The organism is Streptomyces sp. NPDC020983 (assembly GCF_044333485.1).
Taxonomy (GTDB): domain Bacteria; phylum Actinomycetota; class Actinomycetes; order Streptomycetales; family Streptomycetaceae; genus Actinacidiphila.
The window spans coordinates 134,103-151,338 of the sequence record NZ_JBIRRA010000010.1 but is presented as its reverse complement, the minus strand read 5'-3'; the positions used below and the strand labels follow the sequence as shown (position 1 = coordinate 151,338).

General features: G+C 72.0%; 18 protein-coding genes and 2 pseudogenes. All 20 read right to left on the bottom strand.

Translation table 11 applies throughout. The annotated features are described in order from the left end of the window. Positions 1 to 83: 83 nt before the first annotated feature. Positions 84 to 842 (bottom strand): annotated as a pseudogene (locus ACH4SE_RS23380) (SDR family oxidoreductase); the annotation flags it as partial. A 34-nt stretch (positions 843 to 876) separates the two neighbouring features. Then, the gene (locus ACH4SE_RS23375) at positions 877 to 1,821 is read right to left on the bottom strand and encodes an aromatase/cyclase (protein ID WP_398545378.1); all 945 of its coding nucleotides are present in this window, start codon (positions 1,819 to 1,821) and stop codon (positions 877 to 879) included. 70 nt (positions 1,822 to 1,891) lie between these two features. Further along, a complete protein-coding gene (gene fabG, locus ACH4SE_RS23370) occupies positions 1,892 to 2,677 on the bottom strand; it encodes a 3-oxoacyl-ACP reductase FabG (RefSeq protein WP_398545377.1) in 786 nt (261 codons plus the stop codon). Beyond that, on the bottom strand, positions 2,674 to 2,937 hold the full coding sequence (locus ACH4SE_RS23365) for an acyl carrier protein (protein WP_398545376.1): 264 nt from the start codon (positions 2,935 to 2,937) through the stop codon (positions 2,674 to 2,676). The genes fabG and ACH4SE_RS23365 overlap by 4 nt, the downstream gene beginning before the upstream one ends. Further along, positions 2,937 to 4,190, bottom strand: coding sequence for a ketosynthase chain-length factor (locus ACH4SE_RS23360; protein WP_398545375.1), 1,254 nt, complete (start codon positions 4,188 to 4,190; stop codon positions 2,937 to 2,939). Before ACH4SE_RS23360 ends, ACH4SE_RS23365 begins: the two co-directional genes overlap by 1 nt. Then, on the bottom strand, positions 4,187 to 5,458 hold the full coding sequence (locus ACH4SE_RS23355; RefSeq protein WP_398545374.1) for a beta-ketoacyl-[acyl-carrier-protein] synthase family protein: 1,272 nt from the start codon (positions 5,456 to 5,458) through the stop codon (positions 4,187 to 4,189). Before ACH4SE_RS23355 ends, ACH4SE_RS23360 begins: the two co-directional genes overlap by 4 nt. 2 nt (positions 5,459 to 5,460) lie before the next feature. Next, positions 5,461 to 5,784, bottom strand: coding sequence for a TcmI family type II polyketide cyclase (locus ACH4SE_RS23350; RefSeq protein WP_398545373.1), 324 nt, complete (start codon positions 5,782 to 5,784; stop codon positions 5,461 to 5,463). A 67-nt stretch (positions 5,785 to 5,851) separates the two neighbouring features. Continuing rightward, positions 5,852 to 7,471 carry an NAD(P)/FAD-dependent oxidoreductase gene (locus ACH4SE_RS23345; protein WP_398545372.1) on the bottom strand — a complete coding sequence of 540 codons (1,620 nt, stop codon included), beginning with the start codon at positions 7,469 to 7,471 and terminating at the stop codon, positions 5,852 to 5,854. Positions 7,472 to 7,505: 34 nt separating this feature from the next. Further along, positions 7,506 to 8,081, bottom strand: coding sequence for an NADPH-dependent FMN reductase (locus ACH4SE_RS23340; RefSeq protein WP_398545371.1), 576 nt, complete (start codon positions 8,079 to 8,081; stop codon positions 7,506 to 7,508). Positions 8,082 to 8,166: 85 nt separating this feature from the next. Continuing rightward, a complete protein-coding gene (locus ACH4SE_RS23335) occupies positions 8,167 to 8,730 on the bottom strand; it encodes an ester cyclase (RefSeq protein ID WP_398545370.1) in 564 nt (187 codons plus the stop codon). Then, complete coding sequence (locus ACH4SE_RS23330; RefSeq protein WP_398545369.1) at positions 8,727 to 9,275, bottom strand: nuclear transport factor 2 family protein; 549 nt, start codon at positions 9,273 to 9,275, stop codon at positions 8,727 to 8,729. Before ACH4SE_RS23330 ends, ACH4SE_RS23335 begins: the two co-directional genes overlap by 4 nt. Then, a pseudogene (locus ACH4SE_RS23325) lies at positions 9,272 to 10,822 on the bottom strand (FAD-dependent monooxygenase); the annotation flags it as partial. The pseudogene ACH4SE_RS23325 and the gene ACH4SE_RS23330, both read right to left, overlap by 4 nt. A 24-nt stretch (positions 10,823 to 10,846) precedes the next feature. Further along, complete coding sequence (locus ACH4SE_RS23320) at positions 10,847 to 11,230, bottom strand: hypothetical protein (protein ID WP_398545368.1); 384 nt, start codon at positions 11,228 to 11,230, stop codon at positions 10,847 to 10,849. 135 nt (positions 11,231 to 11,365) lie between these two features. Further along, positions 11,366 to 12,274 carry a MarR family winged helix-turn-helix transcriptional regulator gene (locus tag ACH4SE_RS23315; RefSeq protein WP_398545367.1) on the bottom strand — a complete coding sequence of 303 codons (909 nt, stop codon included), beginning with the start codon at positions 12,272 to 12,274 and terminating at the stop codon, positions 11,366 to 11,368. A 38-nt stretch (positions 12,275 to 12,312) separates the two neighbouring features. Further along, entirely contained in the window at positions 12,313 to 13,302 is a 990-nt protein-coding gene (locus tag ACH4SE_RS23310) for a hypothetical protein (protein WP_398545366.1), read from the bottom strand. 41 nt (positions 13,303 to 13,343) lie between these two features. Further along, the gene (locus tag ACH4SE_RS23305; RefSeq protein WP_398545365.1) at positions 13,344 to 14,819 is read right to left on the bottom strand and encodes an MFS transporter; all 1,476 of its coding nucleotides are present in this window, start codon (positions 14,817 to 14,819) and stop codon (positions 13,344 to 13,346) included. Between the two features lie 30 nt (positions 14,820 to 14,849). Next, positions 14,850 to 15,500 (bottom strand): hemerythrin domain-containing protein, encoded by a 651-nt coding sequence (locus ACH4SE_RS23300; protein ID WP_398545364.1) that lies wholly within the window; start codon positions 15,498 to 15,500, stop codon positions 14,850 to 14,852. Positions 15,501 to 15,691: 191 nt separating this feature from the next. Next, entirely contained in the window at positions 15,692 to 16,105 is a 414-nt protein-coding gene (locus ACH4SE_RS23295) for a VOC family protein (protein ID WP_398545363.1), read from the bottom strand. 1 nt (position 16,106) lies between these two features. After that, entirely contained in the window at positions 16,107 to 16,544 is a 438-nt protein-coding gene (locus ACH4SE_RS23290; protein WP_398545362.1) for a nitroreductase family deazaflavin-dependent oxidoreductase, read from the bottom strand. Positions 16,545 to 16,656: 112 nt separating this feature from the next. Further along, positions 16,657 to 17,235, bottom strand: a complete 579-nt coding sequence (locus ACH4SE_RS23285; protein WP_398545361.1) for a flavin reductase family protein — start codon at positions 17,233 to 17,235, stop codon at positions 16,657 to 16,659. Position 17,236: the final 1 nt, after the last annotated feature.

The following is a 17,236-nucleotide window of genomic DNA, read 5'->3' as shown; positions in this document are numbered from 1 at the left end:
GGGAAGGCGGTCTCGGGGGACGGCGCTTCCCGGGGGACGGCGTACGGCGGTCGGGCAGGCCCGCCGTACGCCCGGCCCCGGGGTCAGAGCAGCGTGCCGCCGCTGGCGTCGATGAAGGCGCCGGTGATCCAGCGGGCGTCGTCCGAGCACAGGAACGCCACGACGTCGGCGACGTCCTCGGGCTCGCCGACCCGGTTGAAGGCCGACAGCGCCGCCATCGCCGTGACGACCTCGGGCATCTGGAAGACCGGGTTGTCGTTGCGCGTGATGCCGGGGGCGACGCTGTTGACGGTGATGCCGCGCGGGCCGAGGTACTTGCCGAAGTGCAGGGCGAGCATCTCGACGGCGGCCTTCGACATGGCGTAGGCGATCTCGTCGGGGTTGGAGGTGCGCGTCAGCCCGGAGGAGATGTTCACGATGCGGCCGCCGTCGGGCATGTTCTTCAGCGCGCGCTGGATGAGGAAGAACGGCGCCTTGGCGTTGACGGCGAGGATGCGGTCGAACTGCTCGGAGGTGGTCTGCTCCGGGTTGATGCCGCCCAGCACACCGGCGTTGTTGACCAGGATGTCCAGGGTGGTGGCGCCGGCGTGCTCGGTCAGGCCGGCCTCCAGGGCCGCGAAGAGCGTGTCGACGTCGCCGGGGACGCCGAGCTCGGCGCCGATCGCGAAGGCGTTGCCGCCGGCCTGCCGGGCGGCCTCGACGACGGCCTCGGCCTCGTCCTTGGCGGTGTTGTAGTGCACGGCGACGAGCGCGCCGTCCGCGGCCAGGCGCAGCGCCATGGCGCGGCCCATGTTGCGGCTCGCCCCGGTGACGAGCGCGGTCTTGCCGGAGAGCTTGCCCATGTGGTCCTCCTCGTGTGGTGGTGCTGCCGGGGTCTCAGGCGCGCGATTCGGCGTAGGTCTTGGCGTAGCCGAGGGTCGTGCGGGAGTTGGTGCTCAGGGCGTGCTGGACGTGCTCGCGGCCCTCGGCGACACCGGCGTCCGGTCCGAGGACGGACGTGACGTTCTCCGGGCGCAGCACGACGGTGTGCCGGGAGGTGGCGGCGACGCCGGAGGCGGTGGGGCGGAAGCTCCAGCGGCCGGTGTGCAGGCTCATCAGGACCGGCAGCGTGGTCTGCTTGTAGACGATCCGGTCGTACGGGAAGCACACCCGGTAGGACTTGGTGGTGTGGACGGTGCCATTGGGCGAGCGGGTGTCCATCTCCAGCTCCTGGAGGCCCGGTTCGGGCTCCTGGAGATTCACCCGGGCCACGTGCGGCAGCCGCTCGGACCACAGGTCGGCCTCGTTGATGAAGTCGTAGACGTCCTTGGGGCTGCCGTGGATGTGCACGGTGTCCTCGAAGGACCAGGTGAGCTTCTCGGAGCCGACGACGAATTCCAGGTTGGCGCGCAGCGCGGCCAGCTCGGAGCGGGAGTTGCCGTCGACGGCCTGGTCGATCCACGCCAGCCCGTCCGGGTCGTCGTCGATGGCCCGGTAGTCGTGCAGCAGCCGCACCCGGGACTGCCCGGCCGACAGCGGCTCGATGATCCAGGCGCCGCCCATCGCGGCGACGGGCGGCGTGGAGACCTCCTGGCGGAAGTCGATGCGCAGGGTGTCGGGGTGCAGGGCGCGCTGCGACGTCCAGTTCTTGGGGGCGCCGTTGGCGGTCGCCCAGACCCGGATGCGCTCCCGGCCGGCGCCCTGCGACGCCTGGTCGACGTGGATGGTGGGCGGGAAGATCCGCGGCCAGTTCTCCACCTCGGCGATCAGCCGGTAGACCTCGCGGGCCGGGGCGGCGACCGTGATCTCGTGCTCGACTTCGCGGACGACGGGCTGTGTCATGCTCGTTCCTCCTGTCGCGGGGCCACCAGCGCGGCCGTGGGCGGGGCCCTGGGCAGGGCCGGGAGCGGGTTCAGAAGTTGCCCAGGCCGCCGCAGACGTTGAGGGCCTGGGCGGTGATGGAGGCGGCCGCGTCCGAGGCGAGGTAGCCGACCAGGCCGGCGACCTCCTCGGGCGTGGAGTAGCGGCCGAGCGGGATCTTGGCGGTGAAGCGCTCCAGGATCGCCTGCTCGGTGGTGTCGTACGCGGTCGCGTAGCCCTCCCGGACGCGCTGGGCCATGGGTGTCTCGACGTAGCCGGGGCAGACCGCGTTGACGGTGATGCCGGTCGGGGCCAGCTCGTTGCCGAGGGCCTTGGTGAAGCCGACGACACCGTGCTTGGAGGCCGAGTAGGGGGCGCCGAGGACGACGCCCTGTTTGCCCGCGGTGGAGGCGATGTTGATGATCCGGCCGCGGCTCTTGTGCCGCATGCCGCCGGTCGTCAGCACCTCCCGGGTGAGCCGGAAGACGCTGTTGAGGTTGGTGTTGATGACGTCGTGCCACAGCTCGTCGGGGATGTCGGCGGTGACGCCGCCGCCGCTGCGCCCGGCGTTGTTGACCAGGACGTCGACGGTGCCCAGCTGGTCGACGGCGGCCGCGACGAACTCGCGGACGGCGGTGTCGTCGCGGACGTCGAGGGCGCGGCCGGCGGCCTCGTGGCCCTCGGCCCGCAGCTCCTTGACCGTGGCCTCCACGTTGCCCGCGTCGCGGGCGCCGATGAAGACCCGGTGCCCCTGGACGGCCAGCAGCCGGGCGACGGCCAGGCCGATGCCGCTGGTCGCCCCGGAGACAAGGGCGACGGGGCGGTCCGCGGCGCTCATGCCGAGACCGTCAGCAGCTCGTTGACGGCCGCGATCAGCTCGCGGGGGGTGACGTGCACCGTCAGCACGGCCTCGTCGATGATGACGTCGTACTCGTTCTCGATCCGGCCGCCGGTCTCCAGGATGGCCAGCGACTCGTAGCCGATGTCCTCGAAGCCCTGGTCGAGGATGTCGCCGTCGAGGTCCACGGCGTCGTCGGCGCCGGCGCACTCGACGAGGATGCGTTTGAGGTCGTCCAGGGTGAACTCGCGGGCGGTCATCAGCGTGTCCCTTCTGCGGGGTCCGAACCGGAGGTGGCGCGCCGGCCGGCCCGTACCAGCAGCGCCGAGTTGAAGCCGCCGTAGCCGCGGGCCAGGACCAGCGCGGCCCGGACCGGGCGCACCCGGGGCCGGCCGGTGACCAGGTCGATGCCGTAGTCGGCGACCGGGTCGGTGTTGACGGTGGGCGGGATGACGCCGTCCCGGACGGCCAGCAGCGCGGTGGCGGTGTCCAGGGCGCCGGCGCCGGAGTAGAGCCGGCCGGTCATCGTCTTGGGCGCGGTGACGGGCACGCCGCGCTCGCCGAAGACCTGGTTGATCGCCTCGGCCTCCGCGCGGTCCAGCTCCGGGATGCCGGCGGCGTCGGCGAAGACGACGTCGACGTCCGAGGCGTCCGCGCCGGCGTCGGCGAGGGCCACCTCGATGGCCTTGCGCAGCGCCCCCTCGCGGCCGGTGCCGGCGGGGGCGTCGAAGGTGGCGCCGTAGCCGGCGAGTTCGCCGTAGACGCGGGCGCCGCGCAGGGCGGCGGCGTCGGCCTCCTCCAGAATGAGGATCGCGCCGCCCTCGCCGGGCACGTGGCCGCAGGCGTCGGCGTCGAAGGGGAGGTAGGCGCGGGCTGGCTGGTCGCTGGTGCTCATCCGGCCGCCGGCCAGCTGCGCCACCCAGCCCCAGGGGCAGATGGTCGCGTCGACCCCGCCGGAGACCATCAGCCGGGTGCCGCTGCGGATCTTGCGGCGGGCCTGGGCCAGTGCGTCGAGGCCGCCGGCCTGGTCGCTGACGACGACGCCGCTGGGGCCCTTCATGCCGTGGCGGATGGAGATCTGGCCGCTGTTGACGGCGTAGAACCACGCGAAGGACTGGTAGGCGCTGACGTACTGGCTGCCCCGGCTCCACAGCTTCTGCAGCTCGCCCTGGCCGAACTCGAAGCCGCCGGCGGAGCTGGAGGTGACCACGCCCATGCTGTAGCCGTCCAGGCCGCGCGGTTCGATCGAGGCGTCGGCCAGCGCCCAGTCCGCGGCGACCAGCGCCATCCGCGTCATGTGGTCGGTCTGCACGATCATGCGGCCCGGCAGGTGGTCCTCGGCGACGAAGCCCTGGACCTCGCCGGCCAGCCGGGCGGGGTACTGCGACGGGTCGAAGCGGGTGACGCGGCCGATGCCGCTCTTGCCGCCGCGGGTGGCGTCCCAGTAGGCCGCGGCGCCGAGCCCGTTGGGGGCGACGACGCCGAGCCCGGTGACGACGGTGGTGACGGTCATGTCGTCCTCCGGTCGGCGGCGGCCAGCACCATGGCGCTCTGGAAGCCGCCGAAACCGCTGCCGACGGTCAGGACGGCGTCGGTGCGCCAGTCGCGCGCGGTGAGCGGGACGTAGTCGAGGTCGCACTCGGGGTCGGGGGTGTGCAGGTTCGCGGTCGGCGGGACGACGTTCTCGGCCATCGCGAGCACCGAGGCGGCGATCTCGATCGAGCCGATCGCGCCGAGCGAGTGCCCGACCATCGACTTGATGGAGCTGACCGGGACCTGCCGGGCCCGCTCGCCCAGGCTCAGCTTGAACGCGGCGGTCTCGTGCCGGTCGTTCTGCTTGGTGCCCGAGCCGTGCGCGTTGATGTAGTCGATCTCCTCGGGGTTCATCCGCGCCTGGTCCATGGCGACCCGGATGGCCTCGGCCATCTCCAGGCCGTCGGGCCGCAGCCCGGTCATGTGGAAGGCGTTGCACCGCGAGCTGTAGCCGGCGATCTCGGCGTAGAGGTGCGCGCCGCGGCGGCGGGCGGCACCCAGCTCCTCCAGGACGAAGACCGCGGAGCCCTCGCCCAGGACGAAGCCGTTGCGGGTGCCGTCGAAGGGCCGCGAGGCGTGCTCGGGGTCGTCGTTGCGCGGGGTGGTGGCCTTGATCGCGTCGAAGCACGCGAGCGTGATCGGCGAGATGGGCGCGTCGGTGGCACCGGCGACCATGACGTCGGCGGCGCCCTCGCGGATCACCTCGACCGCGTAGCCGACCGCGTCGATGCCGGAGGTGCAGCCGGTGGAGACGACGGAGGTCGGCCCCTGGGCGCCGGCCTTCCAGGCCACCTCGGCCGCGCCGGCGCTGGGCACCAGGTAGTTGTACAGGTGCGGTACGGCGTACTCGTGGTCGACCAGGTCCTGCCGGCCGCCGTCGCTGACGACGCGGTACTCCTGGTCCAGGCCCATGGTCGCGCCGACGGCGCTGCCCAGGGTGACACCGGTGCGGAAGGGGTCGAGCGCCTCGAAGTCCAGGCCGCTGTCGGCCACCGCCTCGGCGGCCGCGACGACCGCGAGCTGCACGGAGCGGTCCATGCGGCGGATCTCCTGCGGGCTCAGGCCGAACAGCTCGGGGTCGAAGTCGATCTCGGCGGCGACCTGTGAGCGGAAGGGGGCGGGGTCGAAGAAACTGACCCGCCGGGTCGCGGTGCGGCCCTCGGACAGCAGGCTCCAGAAGTTCTTGACGCCGATGCCGCCGGGGGCCAGCACGCCGACCCCGGTGATGACGACTCGCCGGGTGGCCACCGTCAGGCCTCCCAGTTGTAGAAGCGCGTGGCCAGCGCGTCGGCCGGGGAGCGCCAGGTGGCCGGGTCGTAGGCCTGGATGTACGGCTTGAGGTCCTCGCTGATCTGCACGAAGCGCGGGTCGGCCTTGGCCTCCTCGATGCGCTCGCCGCCGTTGTTCTCGTCGAAGTCCTGGACGTGGAAGTACAGGCCGCGGAACTGGAACAGCTGCCGGCGCCGGGTGCCCATCAGGTGCGGCATCTCGGTGCGGTCGAAGTCCGCGAACAACCGGGCCACGTCGCCGCCGCCGCCGGGTTCGATCCGCGCGACGATCAAGCTGCTGTGCATGTCAGTACCCTCTTTCGGTCCGGTCCGGGTCCTGGTACCTGCCGAGGAGCCGGCGCGCTGGGGATGGTCAGGCGAACAGCGACCGCATGTGCTGCGGGGACTGGGTGGTGCCCCACTGGCCGAGCCGTTCCAGCAGCTCCGGCGTCGCCTCGAAGTGGTGGTTGTCCGGGTCGCCCAGGGCGAAGGGCGCGGGGACGAACTCGCTCTCGCGCAGGTGCGCGAAGATGGCGTCGGCCGCGGCGGCCGGGGCGAGGGTGCCGGCCTCCACGGCCTGGCAGGTGGTGCGGGTGAAGGCGAGGAGGTCGAAGATGTCCTTGGCGACGGGGGCGGGGAGCCCCGGCGTGTCGTTGTTCTCCAGGTCCAGGAGCACCTGCTCGTCGCGGGTCTTCTGGTAGTCGCGCAGGGCGTTCTCGATCCGCATCGTGGGCAGGATGCTGGTGACCTTCCACACCCGCAGGACCGCGTTCCACAGCTCGTAGTGGCGGAAGCCCACGAAGGAGCTGTAGACGATGTCGTCGTGGACGTCGTACAGGCCCTGCTGGACCTTGTCGATGTACGCGAACCGCTCGGTGGACCAGTCGCCGTCGCGGGAGGCCGCGATCAGGCGCCAGGCCAGGGAGTTGACGACCTCCAGGGTGTTGGTGATGCCGCGCGAGTAGAGGGCGTCGATGAAGCCGGCCGCGTGCGAGGTCAGGGTGTAGCGCTCGCCGACGGTGTTGGACGCCGAGTACTGGAGCCGGCCGGTGCTGATCCACGGCCGTACCGCGCGGGCGCCGGTGAACTGCTCGGCGATCTGCGGGAAGCGGGCGAGGAAGTCGTCGAACTCCTGCTGCGCGCCGACCTTCGGGTCCTTGGGGAAGACCCGCTCGTCCAGCGTCAGCCCGACGCTGCACAGGGTGCTCAGCGCGCCCTCGTGGTTGTCGAACGGGATGACCCACAGCCAGCCGCCGTCGAAGACGTGGTGCAGGGTGCCGTGGTGCCAGGGGCTGGGGTTCTTGTGCGCCTGGGCGGCACTCGCGTCGTCGAACGGCGTCACGCCCACCATGTGGGTGAACATGCTGCGCGAGTGGTGGCGGGCCCGCGGCGGGTCGTCGCGCAGCCCGAACGCCTCGGCGGTCGGGGAGCGGTAGCCGCCGCCGTCGACGAGGTACTTCGCCCGGTACTCGGTGCCCTGCGCCGAGCGCAGCACGACACCGGTGGCCGGGTCGATGTCGATGCTGGTGATGCGGGTGTCCAGGCACGGCTCGGCGCCGTAGCGGACGGCCAGGTTGAACAGGTACGCGTCGGTGTCCTGCCGGAACAGGTGGCACTCGGTGCGCTGCCACTCGGGGATCACCAGCTGGTTGATCTGGTCGGGCTGCTGCGGCCGGCCCTGCTCGTGGTAGACGAACCCGAAGTTCGACTTCCGTCCGGACATGGGGCTGACGTGCTCGTTGACGCCGCGAAAGCTGGCCAGCGGGGCGATCTCGGGGACGTCGTAGCGCTCGGCGATGATCTTGGTCATCGAGGAGGTGTACGGGATCGTCGACTCCCCCACCGCGAAGCGCGGGTGGGTGCCGGCGTCCATCAGCAGCACCTTGACGTCGTTGCGGGCCAGCACCGCGCCGAGCATGCCGCCGGCCATGCCGGCGCCGAGGATCGCCACATCGTAGGTGTCGTCGGCCAGCTCCTTGCCGGTCTCGTCCATGATTCGTCCTCCACGGGGGTGCGGTCGGTTCGGCTCAGGAGTGGTAGGGGCGCTTGGCCTTCGCGGTGCGCAGCGCGTCGGCCCACCAGACGAGCTGGTCGAGCATGAGCTTGGCCGCGGCGTTGCAGCCCTCCAGCTCGGGGGCGAACGCGCCGGCGGTGTCGAAGTGGCTGAGGATCCGCGGGAAGATCGCGACGTCCTTCACGCCGACGGAGTGGAACTCCGCGAGGATCTGCCGCAGGTGCTCCACCGCCCGCACGCCGCCGGCCATGCTCAGGCCGTACGTCACGAACCCGGCGGGCTTGGCTTCCCACTCCGCGTTGTAGTTGTCGATCAGCGTCTTGAGCGGCCCGGGAATGCCGCGGTTGTACTCGGGGACGACGAAGACGAAGGCGTCGGCCGCGGCCAGTACCGGCCGCAGGGCGACCACCGCGGGCGCGGTGTCGTCCAGGTCGTCGGGCATCGGGTGGTCGAGCAGGTCGACCACCTCGGTCACCAGGTCGGCGCGCTGCCCGGTCTGCCCGACGAACCACTGCGCCACCTGCGGCGCCAGGCGTCCGGCACGGGTGCTGCCGACGATGACCACGACCCGGATCGGTTCGGTGGACACGGGTGCTCCTCCCTTGGGGGACCGGTGACAGCCCCGGGGCCGCGGCCGCGCCCGTCACAGGCGCGGCCGCGGCCCCGGGAGCTGGTCAGGAGGGGGAACCCGCCGGCTGCGGGCGGCCGCCTGCCGGGGGGCCGCCCATCGGCGGGCCGCCCATCGGACGCCCGCCGGGGCCCCCGGGGCCACCCGGGCCGCCCGGACGGCCGCCGGGGCCGCCGAGCGCGCCGGTGATGCCCTGGAGGGTGCGCATCAGCGTGAAGTTGTCGACGATGCCCCACCGCTCGGCGATCCGGTCGTCCTCGAACCGCAGGATGAGCAGCGCGTGGTGCTCGACCTCGCTGTTGGTGGCGGGGATGCCGAGGAAGGGCCCGGTGTGCTTGCCCTTCATGACCCAGCGGATCGCGGAACGGTCGCCCTCGCTGACAACGTCGAGGACCTCGTACTTGATGTCGGAGAAGGACCGGTGCTGCATCTCGATCGTCATCTTGAACGAGGCCGGGCCGCGCACCGAGTCGTCGTAGGAGCCGTGGCTCTGGTAGTCGGGCGTCAGGTAGCGGTCCGCCACCGACAGGTCCCCGTCGTTGAGGCCCTTGTTGTAGACGATGTCGATGATCTCCCGCTGCCTCTCGACACTGGGAATCTGCTTGGTCATGCTCTCGCGTCCTTCCATGTGGTGATTACCTGTTCTCCGTCGGTACCGGTCATGACCTGGGCGATCTCACGGATCCCGGGCCCGGTGGTCCACACCACGCGCAGCTGGAGCCGGCACAGCCGCCAGCCGTCGTCCGTGCGCCGCGCCGCCCCCTCGAACCGGCCGCCGAGGTAGAAGTGCGGCGCGGAGGCGGGCGGCGGCGGCGAGCCGGGGTGGACGTGGATGGCGACGACGTTCCAGGCGACGGTGGCCCGGTCGCCGTCCGGCTCGATGGCGTAGTGCGAGACGTTGTGGTGGGTGCGGTCCCAGTGGCCCATGAAGCCGCGGGTGAAGTCCGCGACCCCCGCGATGCCCTGGTGGCTGCCCGGCGGGAAGTCCAGCTCGATGTCGCCGGTGAAGACCGACCGCGCCCACTCCTCGTCGAAGTCGCCCCCGTCGAGGGCGCGCAGGTAGCGGTCGGCCAGGTCGGCGAGGTCCGCGCGGTCGGTGAGCCGGCGCAGCGCGGCGACGGCCCCGGCCGGCAGCGAGAGGTCCAGGTCCGTCACGGCCGTGCCCCGGCGGCCGGCCGCGGGGCGCCGAACCAGCGGCGCAGGGCGTCCTCCAGGCCGGCGGCCGAGCCCGGCGCCGTCCAGGCGATGTAGCCGTCGGGGCGGACGAGGACCGCCGCGGTGTCCGTGAGCGGGTCGTCGCCGGCCAGGCCGGTGAAGGGCGCGGCGACCACGTCGACCCGGTCGGTCCAGGGCTCCGCCACCCGCTGGAGCTCCGCGTCGCCGGAGGTGTCCAGCAGGATCGGGCGGGCGGTGTGCATCAGCTCGTAGAAGGGCCGGGGGCCGGTCGCGGTGGCCAGCTTCCGGTTGGGCATCCGCCGGCCGAGCAGCGGGTGGTCGCCCGCCCCGACGTCGTAGCGGATCTCCAGGCCGCTGATCATGCCGATCAGGTGCTTGGCGACCACGTCGTAGCCGATCAGCTCGGTGAACAGGTCGCGCATCGGCTGCACCTCGTCGCCGCTGAGGAACAGCAGGCCCTGGGCCTGGGTGTTCATCAGCAGCCGCTGCCCGATCCGGTGGCGCTCGTCGTGGTAGCTGTCCAGCAGGCCCTCGGGGGCCCAGCCGTGGACCTGGGCGGCGAGCTTCCAGCCGAGGTTGACGGCGTCCTGGATGCTGGTGTTCATGCCGAGCCCGCCGGCCGGCAGGTGGATGTGGGCGGCGTCGCCGGCGAGCAGGACCCGGCCGCGCCGGTACTCGGTGGCCTGCCGGGTCGCGTTGCCGAAGGAGCTGAGCCACACCGGTTCGGCGTGGCTGATGTCCTCGCCGGTCAGGCGCTTCCAGGCGTCGGAGATCTCGGCGAACTCGATCGGGGTGGTGCGCCGCTTGGGCAGTGTGCCGCGCTCGCACACGATGAAGCGCTGCACGCCGTTGGTGGGCGGGGTGGCCATGACCATGCCGCCGGGGTAGGACTCGCCGATCATCCGCGGCCGTACGTCGGTGCCGCGCAGGTCGGCGAGGAACATCTCCATCGACGCCGCCGTGCCGGGGAAGTCGAAGCCGGCCGCCTTGCGGACCGTGCTGCGCCCGCCGTCGCAGCCGACCAGGTACTTCGCCCGTAACTCCTCGCGGCTGCCGTCGGGCCCCTGGATCTCGGCGGTCACGCCGTCGTCGTCCGCGGACAGGGCCACGCACTCGTAGCCGCGGCGGAAGGTGGCACCGGGGCCGGGGGCCCAGCCGGCGAGCATCGCCTCGGTGTCGGACTGCGGCAGCGTCTTGCCCGCGAAGTGCGCGCCCTCCAGCTGCCCGAAGTCCAGGGGCAGGCCGCCGAAGTGGCCGACGTTGCTCAGCTCGAAGTGCGGCAGCCGCGGCAGCAGCCCGCGCTGGTCGAAGACCTCCATGGTGCGGGCGGTGAAGCCCAGGCCTCGCGACTCACCGGTCGGCCGCGCCAGTCGCTCCAGCACGACCACCTCGACCCCGGCCAGGCGCAGTTCGCCGGCCAGCATCATGCCGGCCGGTCCGGCGCCGACCACGATCACATCCGTATTCATGGGTACCTCTCTTGTCGAACCCGTCGAAGCCGTCGAAGCCGTCGAAGCCGTGAAGTCCGCACCGGGGACGCGGCCGGCCCGTCACTTGGCCGGCGAGAGCTGCGCCCTGGTCTCGGCGGCGATGGAGAAGATCACGTTCCCGGCGGCGTCGAAGACCTCGGCGGTGCCGGTGCCCAGGAAGGCGGTGTCGAAGAGCTTGGCGTCGATGTTGATGATCAGGTGGTCGATGCCGGTGACCTCGGTGTCGCCGGAAACACCCGAGTCGCCCTCGTCGAGGCGCTCGGTGATGGTGAAGACGAAGGTGTCCTCGCCCGTCATCCGCCACGTGCCCTCACCGCCGGTCTCCGCGGTCTTGAGCTGGGCGGAACCGTCGCTGTGCAGGTTGACGGTGAACTCCTCGACCGTCGTGCCGTAGAAGACCGTGCCGGCCCACAGGCCGACCGGCGCGTCGACGACTTGGGACATGACTTCCCTACTTTCTGCAGCTGTCGTGGGTGGGCGTGGGCAGCACAAAAGCGGCCCGCCCCGGGGGGGCGAACCGCTTGCGTGGGATAACTCGCGTGGAACGAAGGGAAAACGGGGCGCCTGGGCGCCGGGGGCTCAGCCGGCCTGGTCGGCTCCGGCGGCCACCGGTGCGGCCAGCATCTTGTGGATCAGGGCGTGCAGCTCCGTCTCGGCCTGCGTGCCGCCGAGGGTCTGCACGATCTCCGCCTGCATGCGGTCGACCGCGCCGGTCAGGTACGCCAGCCGCTCCCGGCCGAGGGCGGTGAGCTCCAGGGCGTAGCGGCGGCGGTCGTCGGGGTCCTGCCCACGGGTCACGAGCCCCTTCTCGACCAGCTCGTCGACGATCAGCGCGGCGGCGGGCTCGGTGAGCGCGAGGTAGCGCGCGAACTGCTGCTGCGGGCACGGCCCGAGCCGGCCGATCGCGGACAGGGCGCCGAAGTCGCGCACCCGCAGGCCGGCGTCGGACACCAGCGCGTCACCGCGCCGTCGCAGCAGGTAGAAGGCCTGGGTGATCAGGTACTCGGTGCTCAGGCCGCTCGGCGTGCCGTCCGGCTCGCCGAGGACGGTGCGCAGCAGCTCGTTGAGGCGTACGCGCTCGTCCTCGGTCAGTTTCGCCGTGAGCGCCCGGTCGCGCTCCAGGACCGCGGGCTGCATACGGGCCAGCTCCCCGCGGCCGGCGTCGGTCAGGGCGAGCAGGTAGGAGCGGCGGTTGTCGGGGTTGCGGGTCCGGGTGACGTACCCGGCGCCCTGGAGCCGGTCGATCAGCTTGACCATGATCGTCCGGTTGATCTCCAGCCGCTCGGCGAGCGCCTGCTGGGAGGTGCCGTGCCCGTCCGCGAGCGCCGCGAGGACCGCGTAGTCACGCGCCTGCGTGCTCCGCTCGGCGGCGGTGACGTGGGCGAACGCCCTGCGCATCAGGTAGGGCAGGTAGCGCGTGAGCTCCGGGGCCAGTTCGACGCCGGCCAGCTCGGCGGTCCCGCGCCCGTGGCCGTGCGGCTCCGCCATGCGCGTACGCCTCCCTCCGGCCGGTCCGGGCTCCGTGATCAATCATAGAACGAATGCGCGCTGAGGAATTTCCGCAGCCGGGTCGTCGCCGCGTTGGCCGCGGCCGCGTACCGGTCGTCGGGCCGGAGCGCCTGGTGGCGCACGGCGACCTCGGCGAGCTTGATCGCGTGCTCGTCGCCGAGCTCGACGGCTTCGGCGATGAGCTGGTCCTCCCGCGGCACCGCCGCGGCGGGGGCGGTGGCGGGGCCGCGGGAGGAGCTGTAGTAGCCGCGGATGCCGTCGCTGCAGTGGCGGGCCGCCAGGTAGGAGGTCCACTGCAGATCGGCCGGCAGGTGCGGCAGGACCAGGCGGACGGCCGCCGGACCGGTGATCGCGTGGATCAGCGGTACGGGGTGGCCGGTCTGCACGGTCGCGTAGTGGCCGCAGGCGTCCGCGACCAGTTCGTCCAGGGCGGTGTAGGCGGCGCCCTCGGGCCGGGCCGGGCCGGGGGTGCCCCGGCGCAGCTCGGCGTCGACGGCCTGGGCGTCGCTGAGCGAGTAGCGCGCGGCCCAGTAGCCGAGCCCGTGGGCGAGTTCCTTGCGGTAGAGGGCGTTGTCGGACTCGCCGGCCCGGGCGATGGCCCGTACCGCGTGGGCGGTGCGGATCACGCCGTGCGTCATGACGCCGGACATGCCCGACACCAGCCGCGGCCACCAGAGGTTCAGCACCTCCTGCCAGGGCTTCTCGGCCAGCTCGCGGTCGAACATCTCCCACCAGTCGGTGACCCGGTCGAAGTCGCCGAGGGCGGGCCGCCAGTCGCTCTCGTCCGTGGCGGACAGCGGGAAGCGGGGGGTGGGCAGGTCCTTGTAGCGGCGATGGGCGAGGTTGTCCTCGACCCAGGTCGCGATGTCGTCGGCGTAGCCCAGGGTGGCCATGGCCTCGGCGGCCATCGGCGCGTGGTTGACGAGCATGGTGCCGTGCTCATAGCCGATGCTCCGGAGCCGGTCGAGCGCCCCGCTCATGGCGTCGGTGTACGTCAGTCCGGTCATGTCCGCTCCCAGTGCCGATGGTGCCGCCGAGTTCCGCCCGCTCAGGCCTTCTGCGCCCGCACCTCACCGCCGCCCTTGAACGGCTTGACGGTGAGCAGGGCGACCAGGATGCCGACCACGTACAGTCCGACGGCGACCTTGAAGCCCGCGGTGTAGCCGTTGACCAGTGCGTCCGGCAGGGCGGTGCCCGCCGCGGCGTGCCGGGTCGTGGTGGCCGCGACCGTGGCCAGCCCGGCGAGGCCGAGGGCGCCGCCGATCTGGCTGCTGGCCGTCAGCAGCGACGAGCCGATGCCGGCCTCCGAGCTGTCGATGCCGCGCACGCCGATCGTGGTGGCCACGACGGTGGTGGCGCCCAGGCCGATACCGGTGATCAGCGAGGCCGGCATCACCATGGACCAGACGTTGGAGTCCTTGGTCAGGAAGGTGAACCAGCCCGAGCCGGCGGCGGCGATCGCCAGCGCCAGGGAGAGCGCGATCCGCTCCGGGGCGCGGGCCATCAGTACCGGGCCGACACCGCCGGCCGCGATGCCGAAGCCCACCGCGAGCGGCAGGTACATCAGGCCCGTCCGCAGCGCGGAGTAGCCGAGCACCTGCTGCATGTAGAGGGTCAGGAAGTAGTAGGTGGCGAAGCTGCCCGTCGACATCAGCAGCGTGACGACGTTCGCGCCGGTGCGGCCGCGGTCGCTGAGCACCTCGCGCGGGATCATCGGCTCCGCGCCGGTGCGCTGGATGAACGCGAAGACGGCCAGCAGGACGCCCGCCGCGATCAGGCAGGAGATGACGGTGACGTCGCTCCAGCCGTGGTCGCTGACCCGGTTGACGCCGAAGACCAGCGAGCCGGCGCCGAGCGTCGCGGTGATCGCCCCGGGGATGTCGATCCTGACCCGGCGGGCCGGTTCGCCCTCCTTGAGCGCGTTGAGCCCGAAGATGATGGCGACGACGACGGGGACGTTGACCAGCAGCACCCAGCGCCAGCTGGCGTACGTGGTCAGCACACCGCCCAGCACCAGGCCCAGGACCGACGCCAGACCGGTCACCCCGCCGTAGATCCCGAGCGCCTTGGTGCGCGGTTTGCCCTCGGGGAAGGTCGCGACCAGCAGCGACAGCGCGCCGGGGGTGGCGATCGCGGCCCCGACGCCCTGGAGGAGGCGGAAGGCGATCAGCGTGCCGCCGTTGGGCGCGAGGCCGCCGGCCAGCGAGGCGGCGCCGAAGAGCACCAGGCCGGTGGTGAAGACCTTCTTGCGGCCGTAGACGTCACCGACCCGGCCGGCGACCAGCAGCAGCCCGCCGAACGTCAGCGAGTACCCGTTGATCACCCAGTTCAGGTTTCCCGGGGAGATCTTCAGCGCCTTCTGGATGCTCGGGAGAGCGACGATCATGATCGTGCCGTCGAGCACGACCATGAACCGCGCCAGGGCGATGACCATGGTGGCGACACCGAGCCTGGCGCCCTCTTCCGGAGCCGGCGAGGCGGCCTCCACCGGCGGGTCGGCCGTGGCTCCTTCGTACTGTGACATGTCGGGGGTCCCTCCGGGAGAAGCTGAAGATCAGCCGGTGGTGCCGGCTGCCGGCGTCCAGAGAGAGAGCTGGTCGTACGCGGCCTTCCACTCGCCCTCGTACTTGACCCGGCCCCAGCCGGGCAGCCGGCCCAGCACCGTCTCGACCCAGTCCGCGGCGGCGTCGTCGAGCAGCCAGGGCATGTACGTGCCGATGTCGTCGCCGACCTTCTTGAGGTGGACGGCCGCGAAGTGGCTCCACTCCTCCTGGGTCAGCGTGGAGTCGACCAGGGCAAGGCCCTCGGCCTCCTCGTGCTGGAGGTGCCCGCGCAGGCCGGTGTTCAGCTCGTCGACGAGGCCGCCGAGCCGCTCCGTGCCGTGCTCGGGGTCGGCCAGCGCCGCGTCGATGCTCGCGAGCAGCGGGTCGATGGCGGCGTGCTCGGCCTCCATGGCGTGCAGCAGCGCGACATCGGGGGCGTCGGCCAGCCGCTCCTCCATCAGGCCCCACACCGTGTCGTCCTCGGAGGTGTGGTGGATGTGCAGGTAGGTCTTGAACAGCTTCCAGCCCAGCGCGGTCCGCATCACGGTCCGGGGGTCGTCGCTGACGCCGTCGGCCACCTTGGCGATGCGGTCCAGCTCACGGCGGAAGGCGTCGTGGATGGTCAGCATCATCGTCATGTCGAGCTTGTACTCGCCGCTCATGGGACAGCTCCTCTCTCCGGTGTCCACGCTACGGGAAACACCGGCAACCATCAACCCCAACAACTAATCATTCTCGTAACCACACACCGATGTAACCGTCAAGGGTGATAACAGGTGGCCGCGGGGTTACGGGCGGGCCGGGCCCGCCGCCGGCCGCGGCGCGGTGCCGCGGCCGGGGGCGCCGGAACGGGTCAGGCCTCGACCTCGTCGGGAGAGGGGGTGTCGAAGGAGTAGACGTGCAGCTTGATGCCGTCCGGGTCGTGGAAGAAGACGATGTAGCCGATGGCGGCGATCCGCAGGCCGGAGTTCTCGACCCCCTCGGCGTTGAGGTGGTCGACCCAGGCCTGGACCTCGGCCTTGCCCTGGACCGCGAAGCTGACCGGGTCGAAGCCGGACAGCGACTCCGACAGCTCCGCGTTCTCGCGGAAGGCCAGCAGCGTGTTGTCGAGGCCGGTGAGCTTGCCCACCGAGCCGCGCACGATGCCCTCGTCGTCCTTGAACTCCATGGTGGTGGTGAAGCCGAAGACGCGGCCGTACCAGTCGATGGACCGCTGGATGTCGCTGACCGCGAACTTCACGTGGTGGATTCCGCCGAGAGCGGGCATGTCAGTTTCCCTTCGCTTGTGAGGTCTGTCGTGCGTCTGTCGTCGGGTGTGTCACGGGGTCGGCCGCGGGGACCAGGGTCAGGAACTCGCTGACCCGCAGGACCGAGAGCGCCAGCCGCAGGCTCCGGCGGATCCGCACCGACCCGTCGTCGGCGACGACGACCGGGTCGGTCATGTGCAGCCGGCGGCGGCGTACGAGCAGGTCGCAGCCGCCCGCGGCGCGCACGTTGCGCACCCAGTCGGTGCGCGAGCCGTACGGCAGGGTGATGACGTACGTGCCCTGGTGGCGGAAGACCTTGACCGGGGTCCGGTACTCCCGTCCGGACTTGCGTCCGCGGTGCAGGACCAGGCCGAAGCCCGGCATCCGCCCGAAGAGCGGGCCCGCGACGCGGTTGCCCACGGTCTTGTTGAAACGCGCCCATCGTCGGCCGAGTGTCATGGGTGCTCCTCCCGGAGGCAGGGGTGTGGGGTGACAGTGGCGGAAACCCAACGGTCCCACCGGGAACGGGCGGCGCGGCGCTTTCCCGCCAGCCGCCGCGCGTCCCCTTGGCTCAGCCGTCCCACCGTGCGTACGCTGCTCGCAGCTCCTCCTCCAGGCGCCCGAAGGACCCCTCGAAGAACGTCAGCGGTTCCTGCCGCTGGCGGTGCACCCCCAGTTCGGCCACCTCGCCCAGCACGATGACGTGGTCGCCGCCGGGATACTCCGCCCGGATGTCGCAGTCCATGTAGGCCAGCGACTCGCCGAGTACCGGCACGCCCCGGCGGCTGCGGCCGGAGAACACCCGCTCACTGGCCGGGACCTGCCGGCCGGCGAAGGTCGTCGCCAGCTGCTCGTGCCGGCGCGCCAGCAGGTTGACCGCGAAGCGCCCGGTGCGCGACAGCTCGCCGCGCAGCCGGGAGTCGCGGTGGATGCAGAAGAGGATCAGCGGCGGATCCAGGGAGACGGAGGTGAAGGAGTTCACGGTGGTGCCGTCGCCCTGCTCGCCGTCCCCGGTGGAGATGACGGTGACGCCGGTGACGAACAGCCCGCTCACCGTCCGCAGGGACCGGCCGTCGACCGGGAAGACCTGGTGCGTGGGTCCGGGCGGGTCGAGGTGCCCGCCGGGGCGTGCGGTGCCCGCCGCCGGCACG